This window comes from Microbulbifer sp. ABM4_008 (assembly GCF_056311705.1).
In genome coordinates, this window is the sequence record NZ_CM149970.1 from 4,793,417 (window position 1) to 4,814,517 (window position 21,101).

Genomic DNA, 21,101 nt, shown 5'->3' on the forward strand with positions numbered 1-21,101 from the left:
TCTATTGGTTGACGATGGTATAAAAGTACTTTTAATTCAGATTAATCCTCCAGGAGTCAAGAAATTACTGTATTAAATTTCCTTAAAAAGATTAGATTAATACCTTAATGATGAATAAGTAATGAAAATATGCACCAAATCAGAGCATAAGAATCCAAAACCTGAATGGCGCTAAACAATTAAGCAGATATAATTTCCCCAAAAAATTATTTAATGAGCAATACATACAGCCATATAGAACATGTATTAAAATTCACCAAATAGACCGATATGCTTTTTTATAGAACAAGATTACCTGGAAAAATATCTGTCAGAGTAAAAACAAACGCCAGAATTTAAACTCAAAAAGTTTTAATTATTAGAGTGTTAGTGTTATTTCGACATTATCTATTTACTTTAGACAAGACCATACTCACTGCTAGCCCACTAATCTAATAAAGTTTGGGATTTTAAATACCGTTGTATAAACAACCACATTTAATTTCGACACTGCTTTAACGGATAACAAGCTCAACCAAACTGGACACTAACTTGATTATATTTATCAGGAACTCTTTCTTTCATAAGTTATAGGTTGCAACTATTCTGCCCTACCGAAAAATTTTGAGGAAAATTACTTTATATCCTCAATAGAAATATGAGATCCTGAAGCGGCTTTTTATAGAAAAGGCTTCTATATAGGTTTATTTTTTTGCATGGAGCTTTATGAATTACTCTGAAATTGCTGTATTTGCTGCCTCAGTAATAGGCTCTATAGGCGGCGGAGCATTGATTGTCGCTAAGTTTTCAAGTTGGTTAGGTGGTATCTGGGCCACTCGGATGCTGCAAGATGAGAGAGCACTTCATTCGGAAAAACTAGAAAGCATAAAGTCAGAACTTGAGTTAATAAAACACAAGGGAGTAACTCGCCATAATGACAAATTGAATGTCTATCGAGAGGTGATACAGATAGTTTCTGAAATTTTGAAAGAACTCGAAGGAGTTGCATTGGGGATACAAAAATCAGTCAACAATGATGCTGAACGTTGTTTCTCAACAAATAGACATAAAGCATATGGATATCTTTCTCTTGTATCCAATCAAGAAGTAATGGATAAGTACAATGAGTTAGTCGACTACCTAATGCCAATTGTGTATGAAGGTAAGCTTAATGACTTGAACTGGGCCGGAATGCGCAACATGGCAGACAAACTGTTGAATGCAATGCGCACAGATCTAGGTATAAACGAGGGAGAAATAACTTACCGGGGGAGTCGTTAAACTTGAAACCTCTTTAAAGTTAATGGGATGAAGCAAAAACTATAACCTTATCCCTCCTCCTGAACCTCACCATAAACATGATAAATCTCCGGCACCTGGCCTCGATCATCCATCCGCATACCCAGGTCCCGAATCAGACCGTCACGAATATCGTATATCCAGCCATGCAAGCTGAGGCGCTGGCCCCGGTCCCAGGCATGCTGGACTATTTTGGTCATGGCCAGGTTTTGTACCTGTGCCATCACATTTAATTCACAAAGGCGCGCTGAGCGTGATTCTTTATCGAGGGATTCCAGCTCTTGCCTGTGGCGGGCGTAGACATCCTTGATATGGCGCAACCAGTTATCCACCAGGCCACATTCGCTGTGGCCCATGGCGGCCTGTACGCCGCCACAACCGTAATGGCCACACACCACCACGTGTTCCACCTTGAGTACTTCTACGGCGTATTGCAGTACCGAGAGGCAATTAAAGTCTGTGTGTACCACCACGTTGGCGATACTGCGGTGAACGAACAGCTCCCCCGGTGCCATGCCCACAATCTCGTTGGCGGGCACGCGGGAATCGGAGCAGCCGATCCATAAATACTTGGGTACTTGCAGGCGGCTCAGGCGTTGGAAAAACTCCGGGTCCTGTGCCGTCCTATCTTCCGCCCAAGCGCGATTATGCGCGAACAGTTGGCGAATCTCTGCCACCTCAGTGGGCCTCCCCCGATAAGTCCAGACCGGATATTTGCGCGGCCTGCACCATTTTTTGCAGGTAGTCGCTGGTCATTTGGCGGCGGCGTTTTTCGGTCAGGTATTCCTCGATACGCTCCGAGACATATTCGTATTCCAGTGGGCGGCCCGGTTCGCATTGCTCCACATAAATCAGGTGCACACCGTATGGAGTCTCCACGGGTTCCGCTACCAATCCGGTGCCCTGCTCGAACACTGCGCGCTCAAAGGAGGCGACGGTATCACCGCGCCCTACTTGGCCGAGGCTACCACCGGCTTCGGAGGAGGAGCAGGCTGAGTGGGATTGGGCCAAACGAGCGAAAGATTGCAGCGGATTGGAGTCGGCGCGAATCTGTTCCAGCATATTCTCGGCAGCGGTGCGAGCCTTGGCGCAGGCCTCGGAGTCATCCGGTGCGGCCGGGATCAGGATATGGCGTACTTCTGCGAGGGGATCGGAGCGGAACTTATACGGGTGGGCTTCGAAGTAAGCGCGGCACTCAGCGTCGGTTGCCGGGTTCACCTGTAGCTCGCCTTTTAATAGATCTGAGACTGCGCGATCGAAAGCCTCACTGTGCAAGTCTTCGTCGGCAGCGCAGAGACCCTGCTCTGCAGCTCGATCTCGTAACAGCCAGCCGATAACCAGAGCACGTGCGGCGCAGTAGATCGCCTGACGCGGAGAATCGGCAGGCTGGTACTGCATTTCTTGGTAGATCAGGTCGGCGGGGATTTCAGTTCCGTTAACGGCCACTACCTCGGCCATCTCAAATTCGCCGCCTGCAGCATCAGTGGCCAGTAATGTATTCATGACTCAACTCCACACTGGGCCCGCTCATGGCGGGCCATTTAATAGTTACAGGGATTAGCGCGCGGCTTTGGCGCGAACTACCTGGTAATTGCGGCGGAAGTACTGCACCGGAACACTCCATACGTGTACCAGGCGGCTGAAGGGGAACAGCAGGAACAGGGTCATGCCGAGGAAAATATGCAGCTTGTAAATGATGTTCACTCCGCTGATTGCAGCAGCTGCACCGGCACCATCTAGCGTGACAATGGACTGAGCCCAAGCCATCAGTTTGAGCATTTCAGCACCGTCCATATGGCCAGCAGATACCACAATACTGATCAGGCCGAGGATCAATTGCGCGTAGAGCATCAGCAGTATGGCCAAGTCCATTTTGGAAGTGGTGGCGCGTACGCGCTTGTTGGTGAGGCGGCGCTTAACCAGAATAGTGAGACCGATAAAACAGATCACCCCGAAGAAACCACCGATCCCCATTGCCATCATCTGCTTGGTGGAAGCTTCAATGCCGAGGAAGTGCCACACCGCTTTGGGTGTGAGTAGGCCGACAAAGTGGCCCGCGAGAATGGCGATCACCCCGATATGGAACAGGTAACTGCCGATGCGCAATTGCTTGCGCTCCAACAACTGACTGGAGCCGGTACGCCAGGTGTACTGATCCCGGTCGTAGCGGATCAGGCTACCCACCAGAAATACCGTGAGGGCGACAAAGGGATAAATGGCGAAGAGCAGCGTATTCAGATAGTTCATCTTGTTACTCCTGTGGTGCGGGCTGGGCAGAATTCTGCGCGGCGTTGGCCCAGTTGAGGGGCTGGCCGTCGCGCAGCTGCGCATTGCTGGGCCGCGTTATTGACTGGTCGCAATTGTTGGCGCCGCTAAAGCTAACGGCCTCTTCCTCCCAGATCTTGTCCAGCGCCTCGGGGGTATCGTCACGTTCTTCGTTGGCGACTTCTTCCTTGAGTGCTGTCAGATCGACATATACCCCTGCCATCTGCAAGAGCGCATCCATCAACAGGTGGTAGGGACTCTCACGCTTGGACAGGCGCGCGCTCAACAGGGCAATCACATGGGTAATATCGTGAACCCAGCCGTAGGCTGCTTCCCCCTGGGTGGCACAGAACTCTAAGTAGGTGGGCAGGTAATCCGGTAGTTCGCGCTCATTCAGCTCAAGGCCGGCGCTGCGATAGCGCGCGGTCAGGTCTACCATGGCTTGGCCACGATCACGGGATTCGCCGTGGATATGCTCGAAGATATGCAGGGATACAGCGCGGCCGCGCTCGAACAGACCGTCGTATTCGCTCTGCCAATCGAGCGCATCCATACGCTCGTAATGGGAGATAAATGCCAGCAGCTTGTCGCGCAACGGAGCATCCAGATCCTCGGATTCAGCCAACCAGCTGGTCAGCTCATCCAGGTGCGCCACCAGCTCATCGGACGGGTAATCCAGCAGGCGGGCGATCAGGTTTAGTACTTTCATCGGTATTCTCCGCTCGACCTTAGTCGACTACTTTGGCGGGTATTACTTCGCGCACCGCTTGTTGCTTGCCACCGAAAATATTGGTGCTGTCGTTGCCGGTGCTACAGCCGTTGCCGAAGCTGAAACCACAAGAGGACTTCATGTCGTAGGCGTTTTCGGCGTAGGCCTTATGGCTTGAGGGAACCACGAAGCGATCCTCGTAATTGGCCAGTGCCATGTAGCGATACATCTCTTCTACCTGGGCTACGGTCAGGCCAGCCTCTTCCAGCAATTCGCGCTCCTGAATGCCGTCCACATGGATGCCACGCATATAGGCGCGCATCACAATCATGCGTTCCAGGGCACGGGCCACTGGCTTCTCGTCGCCGGCGGTGAGCAGGTTGGCCAGGTATTGCAGCGGGATACGCAGGGTGGAGAGATCGGGGATCTCGGCGCCGCGACCCACGGTGACAGTTTCCACTTGGCCGGCCTGTACTGCGTTCTGGATCGGAGACAGGGGTGGCACGTACCAAACCATGGGCAAGGTGCGGTATTCCGGGTGCAGCGGCAGTGCGATCTGCCAGTCGATAGCCATCTTGTACACCGGGGATTTCTGCGCAGCTTCGAGCCAGGCTTCGGGGATACCTTCGGCGCGGGCAGCTTCCTGGACCTTGGGATCGCTGGGGTCGAGGAAGATATCGCACTGGGCCTGGTAGAGCGCTTTTTCGTCTTCTACAGAAGCGGCTTCCTCGATACGGTCTGCGTCATAGAGCAGTACGCCCAGGTAGCGGATACGGCCCACACAGGTCTCGGAGCAGATGGTTGGCTGACCCGCCTCGATACGTGGGTAACAGAAGATACACTTCTCAGATTTACCGGTTTTCCAGTTGTAGTAAATCTTCTTGTAGGGGCAGGCGGATACGCACATGCGCCAGCCGCGACATTTATCCTGATCGATCAGAACAATGCCGTCCTCTTCGCGCTTGTAGATGGCGCCGCTGGGGCATGCAGAAACACAGGCCGGGTTGAGGCAGTGTTCGCACAGGCGCGGCAGGTACATCATGAAGGTGTTTTCAAATTCACCGTAAATGTCGGCCTGCACCTGCTCGAAGTTTTTGTCCTTTTTACGCTTCTCGAATTCGGTGCCGAGAATCTCTTCCCAGTTGGGGCCCCATTCGATTTTTTCCATGCGCTCGCCAGTAATCAGCGAGCGCGGACGGGCTACCGGTTGGTGTTTCTGCTCCGGTGCCTTGTGCAGGTTCTGATAGTCGAAGTCGAACGGCTCGTAGTAGTCGTCGATCTCCGGCATATCCGGGTTGCCAAACAGGTTGGCTAGTACGCGGTGCTTGCCACCAATCTTCGGCTGCAATTTACCGTTCTTCTTGCGGGTCCAGCCGCCGTTCCATTTGTCCTGGTTCTCCCACTCTTTGGGGTAGCCAACACCGGGTTTGGTTTCGACGTTATTGAACCAGGCGTATTCAACCCCCTCGCGGGAGGTCCACACATTTTTACAGGTCACCGAGCAGGTGTGACAGCCGATACATTTATCGAGGTTCAGCACCATGCCTATCTGGGCTCTAACTTTCATTGCTACACCTCCTCTCGCGTCGGCTCTTTGACGTCTTCGCCATCCAGCCAATCGACCTTGTTCATTTTCCTGACCACCACAAATTCATCCCGGTTACAGCCCACAGTGCCGTAGTAGTTGAAGCCGTAGGACTGCTGGGCGTAGCCACCGATCATATGGGTGGGTTTCATCACCGCGCGGGTTACGGAGTTGTGGATACCGCCCCGGGTGCCGGTAGTTTCCGCTCCCGGTGTATTCACGATGCGCTCCTGGGCGTGATACATCATGGCCATACCGTCGGGCACTCGTTGAGATACCACTGCGCGGGCAGCAATGGCGCCGTTGACGTTGAAGATTTCGATCCAGTCGTTGTCTTCAATACCTGCCAACTTGGCGTCGTACTCACTCATCCACACGATGGGTCCACCACGGGACAGGGTGAGCATCAGCAGGTTGTCGGAGTAGGTGCTGTGAATGCCCCACTTTTGGTGCGGGGTGATCCAGTTCAGCAGGATCTCCTTGTTACCGTTCGGCTTCTGGTTCAACACCGGTTGCACGGTTTTCAGGTTGATGGGCGGCTTGTACACACACATGTTCTCGCCGAAGTCACGCATCCACTCGTGATCCTGGTAGAACTGCTGGCGGCCGGTGATGGTGCGCCAGGGGATCAACTCGTGCACATTGGTGTAGCCGGCGTTGTAGCTCACATGCTCATCTTCCAGGCCAGACCAGGTGGGCGAGGAGATAATCTTGCGGGGCTGCGCCACGATATCGGCGAAGCGAATTTTTTCGTCTTCCTTGGGCTTGGCCAAATGGGTGTGATCGCGACCGGTAATCTCACCGAGGGCTTCCCAGGCCTTCACGGCTACCTGGCCGTTGGTTTCAGGGGCCAGTGACAGGATCATCTCCGCAGCATCTACCGCACTGTCGATACGAGCGCGGCCATCGCGAGCAGTTTCGTCCTTCCAAGTGCGATTGAGCTTTTTGAGGAAGTCCACCTCGTCATCAGTATTCCAGCTGATGCCCTTACCGCCGTTGCCGAGTTTTTCCAGCAATGGGCCGATAGAGGTAAAGCGGTTGTAGGTATTGGGGTAGTCGCGCTCCACCTCAATCATGCTCGGCGCGGTAACGCCGGGGATCAGGTCGCACTCGCCTTTCCACCAAGCCTGTACACCGAACGGCTGGGCGATTTCTCCGGGGGTATCATGGTGGATCGGCAGAGTCACCAGATCCTTTTCCACCCCCAGGTGGCCATCGGTCAGGTTGGAGAATTCCTTCGCTATGCCTTTGAAAATTTCCCAGTCACTTCGCGCTTCCCAGGCCGGGTCCACCGCCTTGGTGAGCGGGTGAATAAAGGGGTGCATGTCTGAGGTGTTGAGGTCGTCCTTCTCATACCAGGTGGCCGTCGGCAATACGATGTCGGAGTAAAGACAGGTGGTAGACATACGGAAGTCCAGTGTCACCAGCAGATCCACTTTGCCCTCGCTGGGGGCGTCATGCCAGGCCACGTCTTCTGGTTTTTTGCCGCCTTCTTCACCCAGGTCTTTGCCCATCAAACCATGCTTGGTACCGAGCAGATGGCGCAACATGTACTCGTGGCCCTTACCTGAGGAGCCGAGCAGGTTGGAGCGCCAGATAAACATATTGCGCGGGAAGTTCTGCGGGTTATCCGGGTCCTGGTTGGCGAATTTGAGCGCACCGCGCTTGAGCTGCTGCACCGTGTAGTCTTTGGCAGACATACCGGCGGCGGCGGCATCTTTAGTCAGTTGCAGGGGGTTGATCCCCAGCTGCGGCGCGGAGGGCAACCAGCCCATGCGCTCGGCGCGGCTGTTGTAGTCGATGATGGAAGCCTGCCACTTGCTCTTGTCGGCCAGCGGCGAAACCACTTCATCCATCTCCAGCTTCTCATAGCGCCATTGGCTGGCGTGGTTATAGAAGAAGGAGGTACCGTTCATATGGCGCGGTGGACGCTGCCAGTCGAGACCGAACGCGAGTGGGGTCCAGCCGGTCTGCGGACGCAGTTTTTCCTGCCCCACATAGTGGGCCCAACCACCGCCGCTCTGGCCGATACAACCGCACATCATCAGCATATTGATGATCCCGCGGTAGTTCATATCCATGTGGTACCAGTGGTTGAGTCCGGCACCCAGAATTACCATGGAGCGTCCACGGGTCTTGTCGGCGGTGTTGGCAAACTCACGGGCAACCTGGATGACATTCTCACGACGACAACCGGTCACCTTTTCCTGCCAGGCGGGTGTGTAGGGCTTGTCTTCGTCGTAGCTCTGAGCACAGTTGGGGTCGTCGAGGCCGTGCTCGACACCGTAGTTCGCCAGGGTCAGGTCGTAGACGCTGGCTACTTTTAGAATCTCGCCATCTTTGTTTTGAACAAGCTTCACCGGCACCTTGTAGTCGATCACTTCATCGTGTTCGGTATGCTGGAAGTAGTTGTGCTCGTGGGTCTGGCCACCGAAATAGGGGAAGGCGACCTGGGCGATTTCATCGGCGCAGTCTTTGAGGCTGAGCTTCAGCTCCAACTCTTCGCCACTGCGACCATCGCGCTGTTCAATATTCCACTTGCCACGGCCTTCTTTCGCTGAGGGCTCTCCCCAGCGATAACCCATGGAGCCTTGAGGGGAAACCAGCTGGCCATCGTGATTAACACCGATAGTTTTCCATTCCGGGTTGTTATCCTGGCCGAGGTTGTCCGCCAGGTCAGAAGCGCGAAGGAATCGGCCCTGTACCAGCTTGCCGTCGCGCTCTTCCAGGGTCACCAACATCGGCATATCGGTGGTGGTGCGCACATACTCGGTGAAGTAGGCGCTGGGTTTGTCGACGTGGAATTCTTTCAGGATCACATGGCCAAAGGCCATCGCCAGGGCCGCATCGGTACCCTGGCGCGGTGCCAGCCAGGTGTCGCCAAACTTGGAGCACTCTGAGTAATCAGGGGTGACCACACAGGTTTTGGCGCCCTTGTAACGCACTTCACTGAGGAAATGCGCATCCGGAGTACGGGTTTGAGGCACATTGGAGCCCCATACGATCAGGTAGTTGGAGTTGTACCAGTCGGCGGACTCCGGCACGTCGGTTTGCTCACCCCAGACCTGCGGTGAGGCGGGCGGCAGGTCACAATACCAATCGTAGAAACTCAGACAGTTGCCGCCGATCAGAGACAGATAACGAGCACCAGCGGCGTAGGAAACCATGGACATGGCGGGAATCGGCGAGAAGCCGGTCACCCGGTCGGGACCGTATTTCTTGGTGGTGTAGACGTTGGAAGCGGCAATCAGCTCGTTAACTTCATCCCACTTGATCCGCACAAAGCCGCCCATACCGCGACGCTCTTTGTAGGACTGCGCCTTGGCCGGGTCTTCGACAATACTGGCCCAGGCCTCCACCGGATCACTGTGTCTCAACTTGGCTTCGCGCCAGAGTTTTACCAGACGTTTGCGGATTTTCGGGTACTTGAGGCGGTTAGCCGAGTACATATACCAGGAGTAGCTGGCACCACGGGGGCAGCCACGAGGCTCGTGGTTGGGCAGGTCCGGGCGGGTGCGCGGGTAGTCGGTCTGCTGGGTTTCCCATGTGACCAGGCCGTCTTTGACGTAGATCTTCCAGCTGCAAGAGCCGGTACAGTTCACCCCGTGGGTGGAGCGCACAATCTTGTCGAACTGCCAGCGACGACGGTAGCCATCTTCCCAGCTGCGGTCGTCATTCGTCTTTTCCCCGTGTCCTCCGGAAAAGGGCTCTTTTTGTTTCTTCAGATATTTCAGTCGGTCCAGGAAATGGCTCATGCGGTACTCCCAGGGCATCGGCATGCGGTTAAAGCATCGGTTTAACGGGAATATAAAAGGGAGGGACGGCAGGATCACCTGACCAAAAAGGGGTAGAAAAGGGACGAAATACCCCCGAATAGGTAGGGAAACGGCATCAGTGGGCCGTTATGGTGGAGCCCTATCCCAGCAATAACAGGGCCTCTGTGTAAAAAACAGGCGCCAGGTTAAATTATGTGCAAAACTGGCGATCTTTAGTGGTACCCACAACTTTGTGCGCCAATGGACGGCACAATAGAGATCAGCCATCCACAACCGCCCCAGGGCGAAGTGAATCCGATATGCTGAACCGAATTCGACAGTCCATCGTCTACCGCATCGGGACCCTGATGCTGCTCACTGTGCTAGTAGCACTGAGCTCTATGGTGGCGTCCTATATTATCTCCGATGCCGCCGAAAACGATGCCGCCGCCGTTAACCTGGCCGGCTCATTGCGGGCTATGAGCTACCGACTTGCGGCCACCGCACCCTCTGGGGATGTCGAGGCCACAGCTGAGTTGGCAGACGAGGTGACCGCACGCCTGACCCGGGTGCTCAGCATCTCCGACTTCACTGCCAGCGATAACCTGCCCGCAGCGCGCAATTACCGCAAGGTAATCGAAAGCTGGGAGGGAGAAATCCGCCCACTGCTGGAGTCCATTGCCGCCGGGCGCACTTCTATGGACTCCTTGCAGTTAGCCAACCGTCTGGAGCCCTTTATCAGTGATGTGGACACACTGGTGTTTGATTATCAGACCATCGCCGAGGAAAAAATAAGCCTGCTGCGTTTGGTGCAGGTGGGGTCACTATTTGCCATTGTGACCCTGGTTTATCTCTCTTTGTGCATTCTTCACCGCTCTGTGGAGCAGCCTCTCAAGCAGCTGACCAACCGCTCCCTGAGCATCGCCCAGGGAGACTTCAACCAAAACCGCCTGGAGATTAACAGCGAGGACGAGCTGGGGGTTTTAGCGCGCACCATTAATTATATGAGCGATGAAATTCACGCGACTCACCGGGATCTTGCCCATCGCGTGGAGTTGAAAACCTCACAGTTACAGAAGAGCCATGAGGCATTGGACTTCCAGTACCGCCTGGCTCGACGGATAAGCGAGGGGCCGCTCTCGGGAGCAGAATTGGGCCAGTGGCTGGGAGAGTTCGCCAATGTCGCCAGCTTGAATAACCTCGACCTATGTCTGATGACACCGGAGGGGGAGGCGCCCTATGAACATTTGGTTCAAGGACTCGGTAATGCCCAGTGCACAGGCAGTGAATGCCATATCTGCGTAAACACCTGCGGCCCCTCTGATGAAGACCAACAGCGCGTGTACCGATTCCCACTGGAAGTGGACAAACGCAATTACGGTGTACTCACCTGCACCCTACCCCGAGGTGAGAGCCTTGATGAAGAACAGCAGCAACGCTTGGCTACCTTTGCCGACAGTGTCACTGCGGCCATCGCCATTAATGAGCGAGAGGCTCAGGAGCGCCGTGTTGCCCTACTGGACGAGCGCGCGATCATCGCCCGGGAGCTACACGATTCCCTGGCCCAATCCCTGTCCTATCTGAAAATTCAGGTTACCCGACTCAACCGCGCCAATCGCAGTGAGCAGGTGGACAAGTCCAAGGTAGAGGAGATTATTACCGAGCTGAAAGAGGGCCTGGATTCCTCTTACCGCCAGCTGCGCGAACTGCTCACCACCTTCCGACTGCAAATAGGTCCCGGCGGCCTGCGCAGTATCCTGGAGCAATCTATCCTCGCTTACCGGGAGCAGCACCCGCAGATTAACGTCCTGCTGGACTACCATCTGGACGAGGTACCCCTAACTCCCCACGAGGAAATTCACCTGTTACAACTGGTGCGCGAGGCCTCGCAAAATGCTGTGTACCACTCCCAGGGCGATATGGTGCAGATCAGCCTGACCCAAGCCGACAACCACTCCCTCAATGTACGCATCCTCGACAACGGCATCGGTATCAGCAACGCGCCGGAGAAACGCAATCACTTCGGTATGTCGATCATGCAAGAGCGCGCCAGCAACCTGAATGGCAATCTGAATATCCGCCGCCGCGACGAAGGGGGCACCGAAGTGCGCTTCAACTTTATTCCCCTCTACGCCCGCGAGCGGGAATTGGTGTGGAAAGACGTGGGGTGATAACTCTCTACCTTTATGAAAGGTCACTCGGAACGAACACATTAGTGCCGCCCCTATCATTCGAAATCCGCCAGTATCTTTATTACTAAAAAGGGAGAAGGAGAGAATACACCGCGCTCGGGACCCTATGAGGCATGGATGCCGATTAGGAGCTTGCAGGGATGCCGATTAGGAGCTTGCAGGGATGTATTCACTGCGTGTCTCGAGTGCGGTGTATTCTTTCCTTCCACCCCAGTAGTAACTATCTTCAACGACCTTATTACCTATCCAAGCGCTCTCCCATCCTGAAGCTTCTCCGACACCCAAGTAGCTATCGTCAAAAATACTGACTCTTAAATTGACCCCCAAGGGCCAATAGCGAGCCCATATGCTACAAGTACTTATCGCTAGCCTATCCCGTGATTCACACCAATTACATTGGTGAATATCAGCCCCCTCGATGGCCTGGCACCCAACCATTCCATTAAGCAATGACTATATCGATTTAATAGAGAGGAGAGGTTTATGAAACTGAGTTCATTGCCCAGAGCCACTTTCTTAATGTTGGCAGTATTTCTGCTGGCTTATTCTGCATTCACGGTTTCCGATAGCCATAACAAAAAAGAGAAAGATCCATCAGCTGCCAAGCATGGGGCTGGTGGTGAGAAAGCCTGGTCCAAAGCGGGCAATGACAAGATGTTCACCATCTTTAAATCTGACTTAACCACCGCTAATGAGAATATGCTCGGCAAGAAGGTGAATCCGCAAACCCCCAAAGATGCCGATGGCTTCTTTATTGGCGCCTACGACAAACAGTCACATATGCTGCACTTTATGGTGGGCTACAGCGATCTATCAAAGGGCGGGGTGGCAATGTCGCACTTCCATATGCAATGTGCAGGCGATGGCAAAGAGCCTCCTATTTGCAAGCCGGGTAAACCCAGTGGCCCAATTATTCAAACTATCTGCGGAATGCCCAATCACCCGGGAATGGTTCCCGACTGGCCCGAGACTAAAACTGACAAGGGCAAGCACGGCCTGGCAAAAAAATGTGCTGAAGGCACCAGTGGATATATCATGGGCAAGTGGATGGTGGAGGAGCCCTATCGCAAGGCGCTAATGGATGGGAAGGTCTTTGTTAACTTGCATACCCAGCTGGACCCCAAAGGTGAGGTTTCCGGCCTGCTAACAATGGATAAGTAGATTGCAAATTTACTGCTGAGACAAGAAAAAGCTGGGCTTCCTTATTTATGGAACCCAGCTTTTTTATATCTACCTGAAAATTGTTAATTAACAAAAATCAGAATTTTGCTGTAAGCATCAACCAGAGCTTATCGGTATCCTCACTGTAGTCATCTGCATCGTAAGCGGCGTATTTTATTAACGCTGAGAAATATTCATTAAACTCATGACCATAACTGATATTCCATTCAGTCCCGTAATCTGCTGAACCTTCATTGGCCTCAAAACTGTGGTAAGTAATTCCCAAATCTCCCCCGGAAAGCGCCAGGCTGGCACCGAGATATAAATCTTCAACACCATCTGCTGGAGTTTCAATGAACCTATCTGTGTAGCCTTGGAATTTGTGTAGTGTCGCCAGTGGTGTGCTAAAACCCACACCGTCGTCAGAACCCAGAACTTCATAACCCAATTTGCCTTTTACTGGCCCTAATGGAGCGGCAACTTCAGCAAGGTAATAGTCGGCTGCAAAATTACTGGGATTATTGCCGATATCCTCCTGGCGGGCATAACTCAGCTGAGTTTCAAACAGGCCAAAATCTCCCCGGTAAGCGGCACCGAAAGTACGGGATGAGAAGCTCTCAGCGTTATCCAGGTCCAAGTTGTAGAAGAAGGCAGTTAACTTATGCGCTTCTACCAATGGATAGCTGGCATGAAACAGTTGAATATCCCCATCCAGGTCCGATAAGTCACTGTCTTCACCAAAAATACGGTTTACGTTGTAGATATAGCTGTAATCCAGCTGTAACTCCCCTTCCCCGCCAAATTGGTAACGCAGGCCGTCATACGTCTGTTCATTCTGGCGCCAACCCACGCCACCGATAAAGCGCTGATCATCCAGGTTAATTCGCTGTCGACCAGCAATCACCATAGAGTTAAAACCACTGTACTTTAAGTAAGCTTGATTAACCTCTGTGCCCTGGGGGTCGGCAACCACGGGGTGCTCGGTATTGCCATTCACGGTGGAATTGTAATTGTCGTTGCCAATTTCACTAATGTTATCCACTTCAAAAAACGCATCAAAACCACGGTAACTGCCACTGGTCCAATTCAGGCGGGTTCTCAAGGTTGAGGCGATAGCAACATCGTCCATATTGTCCTGATCAACATTTTCTATCCGGTAGCGAAGATTTACCCCCGCCTGCCCTGAAGTCAGGGCATCAGTGAGTGTGGCGCTTTCATTCTCTGCTGCAATTCCCTGAGAGCCGGAAATGCCAAGGATGATGGCCGCGATTACGGTGGATAATTTCTGTTGTTTCATTCGCCGTTCCTTTGCAAAAGATTAAGTAGAAGGCAACCGCTGAAACAGGATTCATTCCATAAAATAATTCCAATATTCAGCAGCCATCCCAGGTGCGAGGGCATTATGCAGTTCAAGTAGCAACTTAGCTATTGATATAAATCAGTGAAATTGTCTTCTTCTAAATATATTCAGCTCTTTTAAAATTTAATTTAACTGAGACACATCAACCACTTGAAATAAGATTTTCCATAGCTAAATAAAACAGGAAAAAACAGCTTAATGGAACATTTTGAATAAATTTAACTAATATAGGCATTAAAAAATCATAATAAACGACATTTACTATGAGTAAAATAAAAGAGTAATACCATTAGGCCGACTCAATAAACCAAATAATTTCAACTTGAGCACTTGCAAGAATAGTATTCAAAGCTAAAACTAATATTGAAAATCTATCCAAAGAAAAAACCCAAGTGGGAGAGAGTTATGTCTGACTACACCGTATCTTTCTTAAGCCCAGTTACACAAGAAAGAGCTTATCTGGCAGTAACTGAACAAATGCCCAAGTGGTGGACTCCCACAAGCGCTCCATTCTTGGCCGTTGATGATGTCGCCAAAACTGGGTTTAAAGGGAAATCATATTGGATATTTCGCGCCAAAAGATTAATACCTATGCAGCTGATAGAGCTCGAATGTATACAGTCTTTTATGATCTCAGAATATGTTGATGATCCCAAAGAGTGGGAAGGAACCACACTACGTTTTGAATTTAGCAGTGCCAACAATGGAACCGAAATCATATTCACTCACATTGGCCTATCCCCTGACATTAAATGCTGGGATATGTGTAAGAGTGGTTGGGACCACTATCTACTCGGCAGCTTGAGGGACTTCCTGGAAAGTGGTGATGGCAGGCCAAATAGTTATTGATATTGCGGGGCTGAATACGTGACGCCGTTTACGTATTGATATCTGAGCTAACCTGACCGTAACAAAAGAAGAGATCAATAACTACGAAATCCAATAGTCAGTTATTGATTTTGACAATTGTAAAAACTATGGAATTTTACACGGATTTGACAACTTAAACGGTATTTACAAATCCATGCTATGCATTATTAAGTAGATAAGTGCTTAAACTTGCAGCAATCCCCATCAAGGATGGGGATTGCCAAACTTAATCAAGCATACCTGAGCTTATAACTCCTCAAGGGTTTCCGACAGCACACCCAACTCCATATCTACGTTTTTCACGTCCATATGAGATGGTCCCGCAATCACCGGATCCCAGCCATCCTCACCTTCTAATCGCTGGCAGAGTTCATCTATCTCACAAATAACACCATCATTATCGACATCAGTACCAGCCATCACTCCAAAGCCAGATTCCGAGGTCGCATCTAATGGTGGCGACGTGTAGCTATAGCTTCCCAGTTCAGGATCATAAGTTGCCATCACCCGACCAACAGCTTCGCCCGTTTCAACATCTACAAACTCCACATATATAGCACCAGCATATGAATCTGAAGCAACCTCCTCACTGACAACCTGTACCGACACCCACAGATCAAATCGGGTATCTGTAGATGCTGTAAAACTCACGGTGCCGGTATAGCGTCCGGCTTGCATGGAATCGGTATCTACAGTAACTCGATAACTACCAAGTCCGCTTGATTCCTCATCCAGGTAAGTGGCACTTAACCAAGAGTCTGACACGCTAACTTCAGCCACCGAAACTCCCGATGTATCGGCGAGCAGCTCAATATCCAGCTCGGTCTGGGTCCACAACTCTCGCTGGTGGCCATTCTCGACATAAAGGCGACCAGCCATAGCCGAGCCAGTGGCCTGGGCTCTTGCCGAGGCAACAGCGAGCTCCGCATCAATTTCACCATATCCGTAAAAGGCATCCGGTGTCTCGCCGTATGAAACCTTGAAGTCTGTGACTAACCCATCAAAGTCGTCGGGAGTCATTGACTCCCACTCCTCTTTCATAAGAGCAATAACACCAGCCACATGAGGTGCGGCCATGGAAGTGCCCTGCATCCCTGTATAGGTAAATTCTATTTCCCCACTTTCGGTTTCTTGCCCGACCGTGCTAATCACACCACCGTCGGCATTGAACTGTCCTGTTTCTCCCCCCGGCGCAGTCAAATCAACAACGGACCCGTAATTGGAGTACCACGCAGACTCGCCCCCCTCTCGAGTCGCAGCTACCGTCACAACCCCGTCCAGACCAGCTGGAGAATAGTTAGTGGCATCAGACCCAGCATTTCCCGCTGCCGCAACCACTATGACACCAGCTGCACGAGCTGCACTTACCGCATCCTGCATAGTCTGGGAATAGCCCCACCCACCGAGGCTCATATTGATGACATCTGCTTTGCGATCAGGGACTGTACCGGAATCATTCGCAATGCCAGCCGCAAAATATATGCCTTGTGCGATATCATAATCACTCCCGCCGCCGTAGCCGAGTACCCGCACAGGCATAATCTTGGCGTTATAAGCAACCCCTGCAATACCGACGCCGTTATTGGTCGCTGCTGCGATAGTGCCCGCCACATGGGTCCCATGCCAGGAGTCAGAAGTACCATATGGATCATCTCCCGGATCTTCTGGATTAGGGTCAATACCATCCCCGTCCACCGCCATATTACTGTCACTGATCATATCGTAACCAGCAACCAGTTGCCCCTGCATATCCGGGTGCCCGGATAAAATACCCGTATCCAATACCGCGACAATTGCCCCTTCACCCGTAGAAGTTGTCCATGCATCTGATACAGCAATTTGCGAGTAGTGCCACATTCTGGGGTAAAGTGGGTCGTCAACTGACTGATTTTTGCGAATACGGTTTAATTCCACATACTCAAACTGACCGCTGGCATGAAGGCCCTTAAGTGCATCAATGGTCTCCAACTTGAACTGCACTTCACTAGGAACTTTTATTCCAGTGCGGCTTAAATCTGTAACAGTGCCAGTTGCCTTAGCCTTACCAAACCCGATTGCAGCCTGATTAGCATCTAATAGCATCGGTCGATGCGCTCCAGAACTTCCCTTAATCGCACCCACTGAGTCCAGCGCTTGAATACCAGCAGCTTTAACACTGGGCTTAAGACGAGCTACTAGCTGATTGGCCACAAAATTGTCACTAGCCCGGATTCCTTTTCTTGCACCGGCAACCGTCGGAACTGAAGACAATCGCATTCGGTATGCTGAGGCACCCCCGAAAGCATACGCAACTACGTAATAAGTACCGTCTTCAGGTACCAGCACAGACTCCTCATCTTCAACACCATATGAACCATCTACCCAATTTCCAGATTCATCGATGAGAGACAGGTCAATATCTGCTCTACCGTCATCCCACTCCTGCATGTGGAGGAATACTTCCTGATTCTGTTTTAGGGTAGCGAGATAAAAATCGTATCGATTTTCCTCGGAGCTACTATCTAATCGGCTTACAAAACCAGACACTTCGCTAATACTTGAAATCGCCTGTGCATCTTTCATGTAGTTATTAGACACGTGCTCGGTGTTTGAATCATTGGTATCGCTATCAACAAATACACCCTGCAAAAGCGACAGCTGGCCTGAGATAAGAAATTCTCCATTGCTGACGATTACGCTAATAGACTGTTCATCAGTCAATCCTGTTTGATCGTCCACCAGAAGATGAACTTCATATTCTCCGTTTTCCTGATATTCATGCTCGGCCTGTACACCCTCACCTGTGTTACCATCACCAAAATCCCACGTGTAAAGTAATTCGCTACTTTCCACATCTGTACTATCTGATGCGTCAAACTTAATTGAACGAGATTTTGCATCTGGTTGACTGTACGAAAACTTTGCAACAGGCCGTGAATTTTTTAGTGCTGTAAACGTTTTCTCGGCTGAATCCGTAGCTCCATCATTATCAGTTACAGTCAGCTTAATTGTGTACTCCTGATCGGTATCGTCATCTGCATAGAAAGTATGCTCGACATCCTTCCCGCTCGCGCTACTGCCATCGCCAAAATCCCAGTGGTAGCTATTAATACTGCCATCATTATCACTGGACGCAGACGCATCAAATGTAACAACCGCCGGCGAGAGCCCAGACTCAGGAGATAAAGTAAAGCTGGCTACTGGTGCCTGATTCGCTTCAGATGTTGATGATCCGCCACCACCACATGCCGTTGTTATCAGGGCTAGCAGTGGAACTGCTAGCTTTAGGAGATTAGTACTCATTCCTATAAATTCCTTTTATAAGTTTATTAAAAGTTCATCAAGAAAAAATGTTGCAGAAAGAGAAATCAAAAAAGATATTCGCAAGCCTGAGTATTGACGCCAAAGTTAGTACCGAAGCACCACTACAACTTGCAGAAATCTCCTTTATTTTCCTTGTAATATGAGTAAGCAAAAGCTTCTATGAAGGGGGGCTATAATAACCTAAGTATATTTTTATTTGATAACTTAATTTTTTCTTTGAAACCCCTTAATTACAATCAACTAAAACCTCCCAGTCATTGTCACCAAATTCCATTATTTGTATTTCCGTACCGGTGATATTTCGGATTACCTGAATATTGGTCAGCAGGTGTTGGCTAGGATTTAATGTTCGAAAACGGCCACCCGCCCCGAGGACCATCGGTAGCAACAACTGATCAGCCAGATATTCACCAACCGGCACACCAGAATTTAAATATCCCTGCATCTGTGAGATTCCGCGCTGAGCAACCCGCTCGGCACTCAGCCCAAGCTCCCCCACAGACTCAAAAACTTCTGTGACATTTTCAAATTGCAACCGCAACGACAATAAATTACCCGGCCCCTGAGATTTCACCCGCTTTTGGTACAGGCGATCCGGTTGCCAATCGCACTTCTTGCGCACCTGCGCTAACTCCCGCTGGGCTACATGGGCGGGAATATGGGCAAAGGTAGCCACTGCTTCGCAATCCACTATTTCACCACGCTCTGTCAGCTCCAGTTTTGACAATTGCGAGGCGGGCTGAACTCTAGCCCTCCAGGAGCCGCCTCCGGCTGGATAGAAGCCATGATTATCCAGAGCCAACTCTATACCGGCGCCCATACGAGCCAATAGAGGCAAATAGGCCTGAGCAATAAAATCAAAACTGGGAGCACTTGTATTGTGAGTGCCGCCTTCAAAGCACAGCTGACTGTCCCCATCGGCCAATAACAGCGGTAGCAACACGGTTTGAAACACCAAACTGGTACTACCGGCCGAGCCAATAGGAAAGTGGTATTTACCGGGACGCACTTTTCCCGGTGCAAAAGTTATTTCCGAAGCACCCAATTGTTCGCCGCTGACTTCGGCATGGCTAATCGCTTTAGCTGCTCGCAAGCAGGCTAGGTGCTGACGCAACAAACCGGGTTTTTTACGACCTGCTCGAATATTCTTAATTCGAACCGGTACTCCCAAACAAACAGACAAGGTGAGGGATGTCCGCAAAATCTGTCCGCCGCCCTCCCCCTGGGCGCCGTCTATCTCAATCACTGTTTAATTCCTTAAAATTTACATCTTTTTTTGGTGAGTGGCGTCTTTAAGCCGTAGGGCGCAACTTCACCAACTCGTTCATCACCCCATCGAGACCGCCATATACGGAAATCTTATCGATGCGGGTGCTGACCCGCTCCAAAGCTTCCAGTTCTTTCAAGCGCAACAGTACCGGGTTGTTATCCATCAGCTTGGCGGTATTGTGCAGAGATCGCATAGCTTGGGTTTCTTCCCGGCGCTTAATCAGGTTTGCCTCAGATTCCTTCTGCGCTTCTACAACCTGATTGAGGATCATCTTCATATCGCCGGGCAAAATAATATCCTTGACCCCGACACTGGTAAGCTCGATACCATATTTCGCCAGCTTGTCGCGGATGCCGGTCGCAATCACAATATTCAACCTGTCCTTATCAGCCAGAAGGCTATCCAGGGTTTGAGTACCCACGGCCTCGCGCAAGTGCAGCTGCAATTCGCGATAAATAAAGCCTGTACTATCGCTGAGCTTTAGCGCTACTTTTTTTGCATCGGCAATTTTGTAAGCACCAGTCAAGTTGATACGCAGGCTGACCCTATCCTTGGTCAGAATTTCCTGACCACTGACTTCGATGGTTTTCAACCGCAAGTCCAGTACCTTAACCTCGATAGAGCGGTTGTATTTCCAGTAGCCATAACAGCCGGGCTGTAACACCTTTTCCAACTTACCGTTGACCATTAACAGGCCCACGTGCTCATCGGGAATTTCGTTGTAGCTTACCGCCTGAAGGGCGGTGCGCATTTGACCAGCACGTACACCTCGCCCCAGTAAGCCCAGGACTTTTTTATCGATGGCGTATTCCTCAGAGATATCCACGATTTCCACCCGCACGGATTCACCGCCCTTCCACACAGCGCGAAAAGTACCCGGTGGCAAAATATCGATCAAATGATTATCCCGGTAAAACAATCCCACCTGATGGTCTGACAATTCATAGGATTGCAGGTATTCACCAAGGATCTCACCATAGGTGTTTAACAAAAATTTGGCTTTGATTTCACCGAATACCACATCGGTAATATCATAAGTTTCTGCCCGTACATCACCGGACAATAGGGATATACGATGGCTGCCAGGTGGCAGCACCCCTTCAAAACGGTTGCGGCGAAATAGCAACACTCGCTCGCTATCCGCAACATCCACGTTCTTCCATATTTTGAACAGAGATATCATGGTTCTTATCTTTTATTCCATTTTCATACTGCGCTACCCCAATGGGCCGCAAGGGTGGGGCCCGTCCAGCGACAGGTGGTAAACCGTTTGTGCCGAGCGGGGCCCAGCGGCAGAGGAATTACGATTTTCCCCACATGGCTCCCCCTGAGCCTGCAGCCAAAATCCTTGGC

General features: G+C 51.2%; 14 protein-coding genes. 4 read left to right on the forward strand and 10 right to left on the reverse strand.

The window, feature by feature from the left end; genetic code table 11:
- Nucleotides 1-705 precede the first annotated feature (705 nt).
- Complete coding sequence (locus tag ACYX4J_RS20845; protein ID WP_476177463.1) at nucleotides 706-1,260, forward strand: hypothetical protein; 555 nt, start codon at nucleotides 706-708, stop codon at nucleotides 1,258-1,260.
- A gap of 47 nt (nucleotides 1,261-1,307) precedes the next feature.
- On the opposite strand, the gene can is transcribed toward ACYX4J_RS20845, so the two are convergent.
- Genes can through ACYX4J_RS20875 form a run of 6 tightly spaced genes read right to left on the reverse strand, consistent with a single transcriptional unit; the run spans nucleotide 1,308 to nucleotide 9,592 of the window.
- Nucleotides 1,308-1,955: a carbonate dehydratase gene (gene can / locus ACYX4J_RS20850; protein WP_476177464.1), complete on the reverse strand. Its 648-nt coding sequence runs from the start codon at nucleotides 1,953-1,955 to the stop codon at nucleotides 1,308-1,310.
- A 1-nt stretch (nucleotide 1,956) separates the two neighbouring features.
- Nucleotides 1,957-2,781, reverse strand: a complete 825-nt coding sequence (locus tag ACYX4J_RS20855) for a peptidylprolyl isomerase (protein ID WP_476177465.1) — start codon at nucleotides 2,779-2,781, stop codon at nucleotides 1,957-1,959.
- Between the two features lie 54 nt (nucleotides 2,782-2,835).
- Nucleotides 2,836-3,525, reverse strand: a complete 690-nt coding sequence (gene narI / locus ACYX4J_RS20860) for a respiratory nitrate reductase subunit gamma (protein WP_282930422.1) — start codon at nucleotides 3,523-3,525, stop codon at nucleotides 2,836-2,838.
- Nucleotides 3,526-3,529: 4 nt separating this feature from the next.
- On the reverse strand, nucleotides 3,530-4,252 hold the full coding sequence (gene narJ / locus ACYX4J_RS20865; protein ID WP_282930423.1) for a nitrate reductase molybdenum cofactor assembly chaperone: 723 nt from the start codon (nucleotides 4,250-4,252) through the stop codon (nucleotides 3,530-3,532).
- A 19-nt stretch (nucleotides 4,253-4,271) separates the two neighbouring features.
- Nucleotides 4,272-5,819 carry a nitrate reductase subunit beta gene (gene narH / locus ACYX4J_RS20870; protein WP_444918740.1) on the reverse strand — a complete coding sequence of 516 codons (1,548 nt, stop codon included), beginning with the start codon at nucleotides 5,817-5,819 and terminating at the stop codon, nucleotides 4,272-4,274.
- A 2-nt stretch (nucleotides 5,820-5,821) separates the two neighbouring features.
- Nucleotides 5,822-9,592 carry a nitrate reductase subunit alpha gene (locus ACYX4J_RS20875; protein ID WP_444892521.1) on the reverse strand — a complete coding sequence of 1,257 codons (3,771 nt, stop codon included), beginning with the start codon at nucleotides 9,590-9,592 and terminating at the stop codon, nucleotides 5,822-5,824.
- 320 nt (nucleotides 9,593-9,912) lie between these two features.
- Here ACYX4J_RS20875 and ACYX4J_RS20880 point away from each other — a divergent pair, with 320 nt between their 5' ends.
- Together ACYX4J_RS20880 and ACYX4J_RS20885 are read left to right on the forward strand one after the other, a co-directional pair.
- Entirely contained in the window at nucleotides 9,913-11,763 is a 1,851-nt protein-coding gene (locus ACYX4J_RS20880) for a histidine kinase (RefSeq protein WP_476177466.1), read from the forward strand.
- Between the two features lie 504 nt (nucleotides 11,764-12,267).
- Nucleotides 12,268-12,945, forward strand: coding sequence for a CHRD domain-containing protein (locus ACYX4J_RS20885; protein ID WP_444892519.1), 678 nt, complete (start codon nucleotides 12,268-12,270; stop codon nucleotides 12,943-12,945).
- 97 nt (nucleotides 12,946-13,042) lie between these two features.
- Here the strand turns inward: ACYX4J_RS20885 and ACYX4J_RS20890 are convergent, their stop codons facing one another.
- A complete protein-coding gene (locus tag ACYX4J_RS20890; protein ID WP_444915045.1) occupies nucleotides 13,043-14,242 on the reverse strand; it encodes an alginate export family protein in 1,200 nt (399 codons plus the stop codon).
- Between the two features lie 468 nt (nucleotides 14,243-14,710).
- Between ACYX4J_RS20890 and ACYX4J_RS20895 the strand changes: the two genes are divergently transcribed.
- Nucleotides 14,711-15,154, forward strand: coding sequence for an SRPBCC family protein (locus tag ACYX4J_RS20895; RefSeq protein WP_476177467.1), 444 nt, complete (start codon nucleotides 14,711-14,713; stop codon nucleotides 15,152-15,154).
- A gap of 267 nt (nucleotides 15,155-15,421) precedes the next feature.
- On the opposite strand, the gene ACYX4J_RS20900 is transcribed toward ACYX4J_RS20895, so the two are convergent.
- The 3 genes from ACYX4J_RS20900 to ACYX4J_RS20910 all read right to left on the reverse strand — a co-directional run bounded on the left by ACYX4J_RS20900 (nucleotide 15,422) and on the right by ACYX4J_RS20910 (nucleotide 20,931).
- Nucleotides 15,422-18,457 carry a S8 family serine peptidase gene (locus tag ACYX4J_RS20900; protein ID WP_476177468.1) on the reverse strand — a complete coding sequence of 1,012 codons (3,036 nt, stop codon included), beginning with the start codon at nucleotides 18,455-18,457 and terminating at the stop codon, nucleotides 15,422-15,424.
- A gap of 247 nt (nucleotides 18,458-18,704) precedes the next feature.
- The gene (gene rtcA, locus ACYX4J_RS20905) at nucleotides 18,705-19,724 is read right to left on the reverse strand and encodes an RNA 3'-terminal phosphate cyclase (RefSeq protein WP_476177469.1); all 1,020 of its coding nucleotides are present in this window, start codon (nucleotides 19,722-19,724) and stop codon (nucleotides 18,705-18,707) included.
- Between the two features lie 46 nt (nucleotides 19,725-19,770).
- Nucleotides 19,771-20,931, reverse strand: coding sequence for a slipin family protein (locus ACYX4J_RS20910; protein ID WP_476177470.1), 1,161 nt, complete (start codon nucleotides 20,929-20,931; stop codon nucleotides 19,771-19,773).
- Between the last annotated feature and the right edge of the window lie 170 nt (nucleotides 20,932-21,101).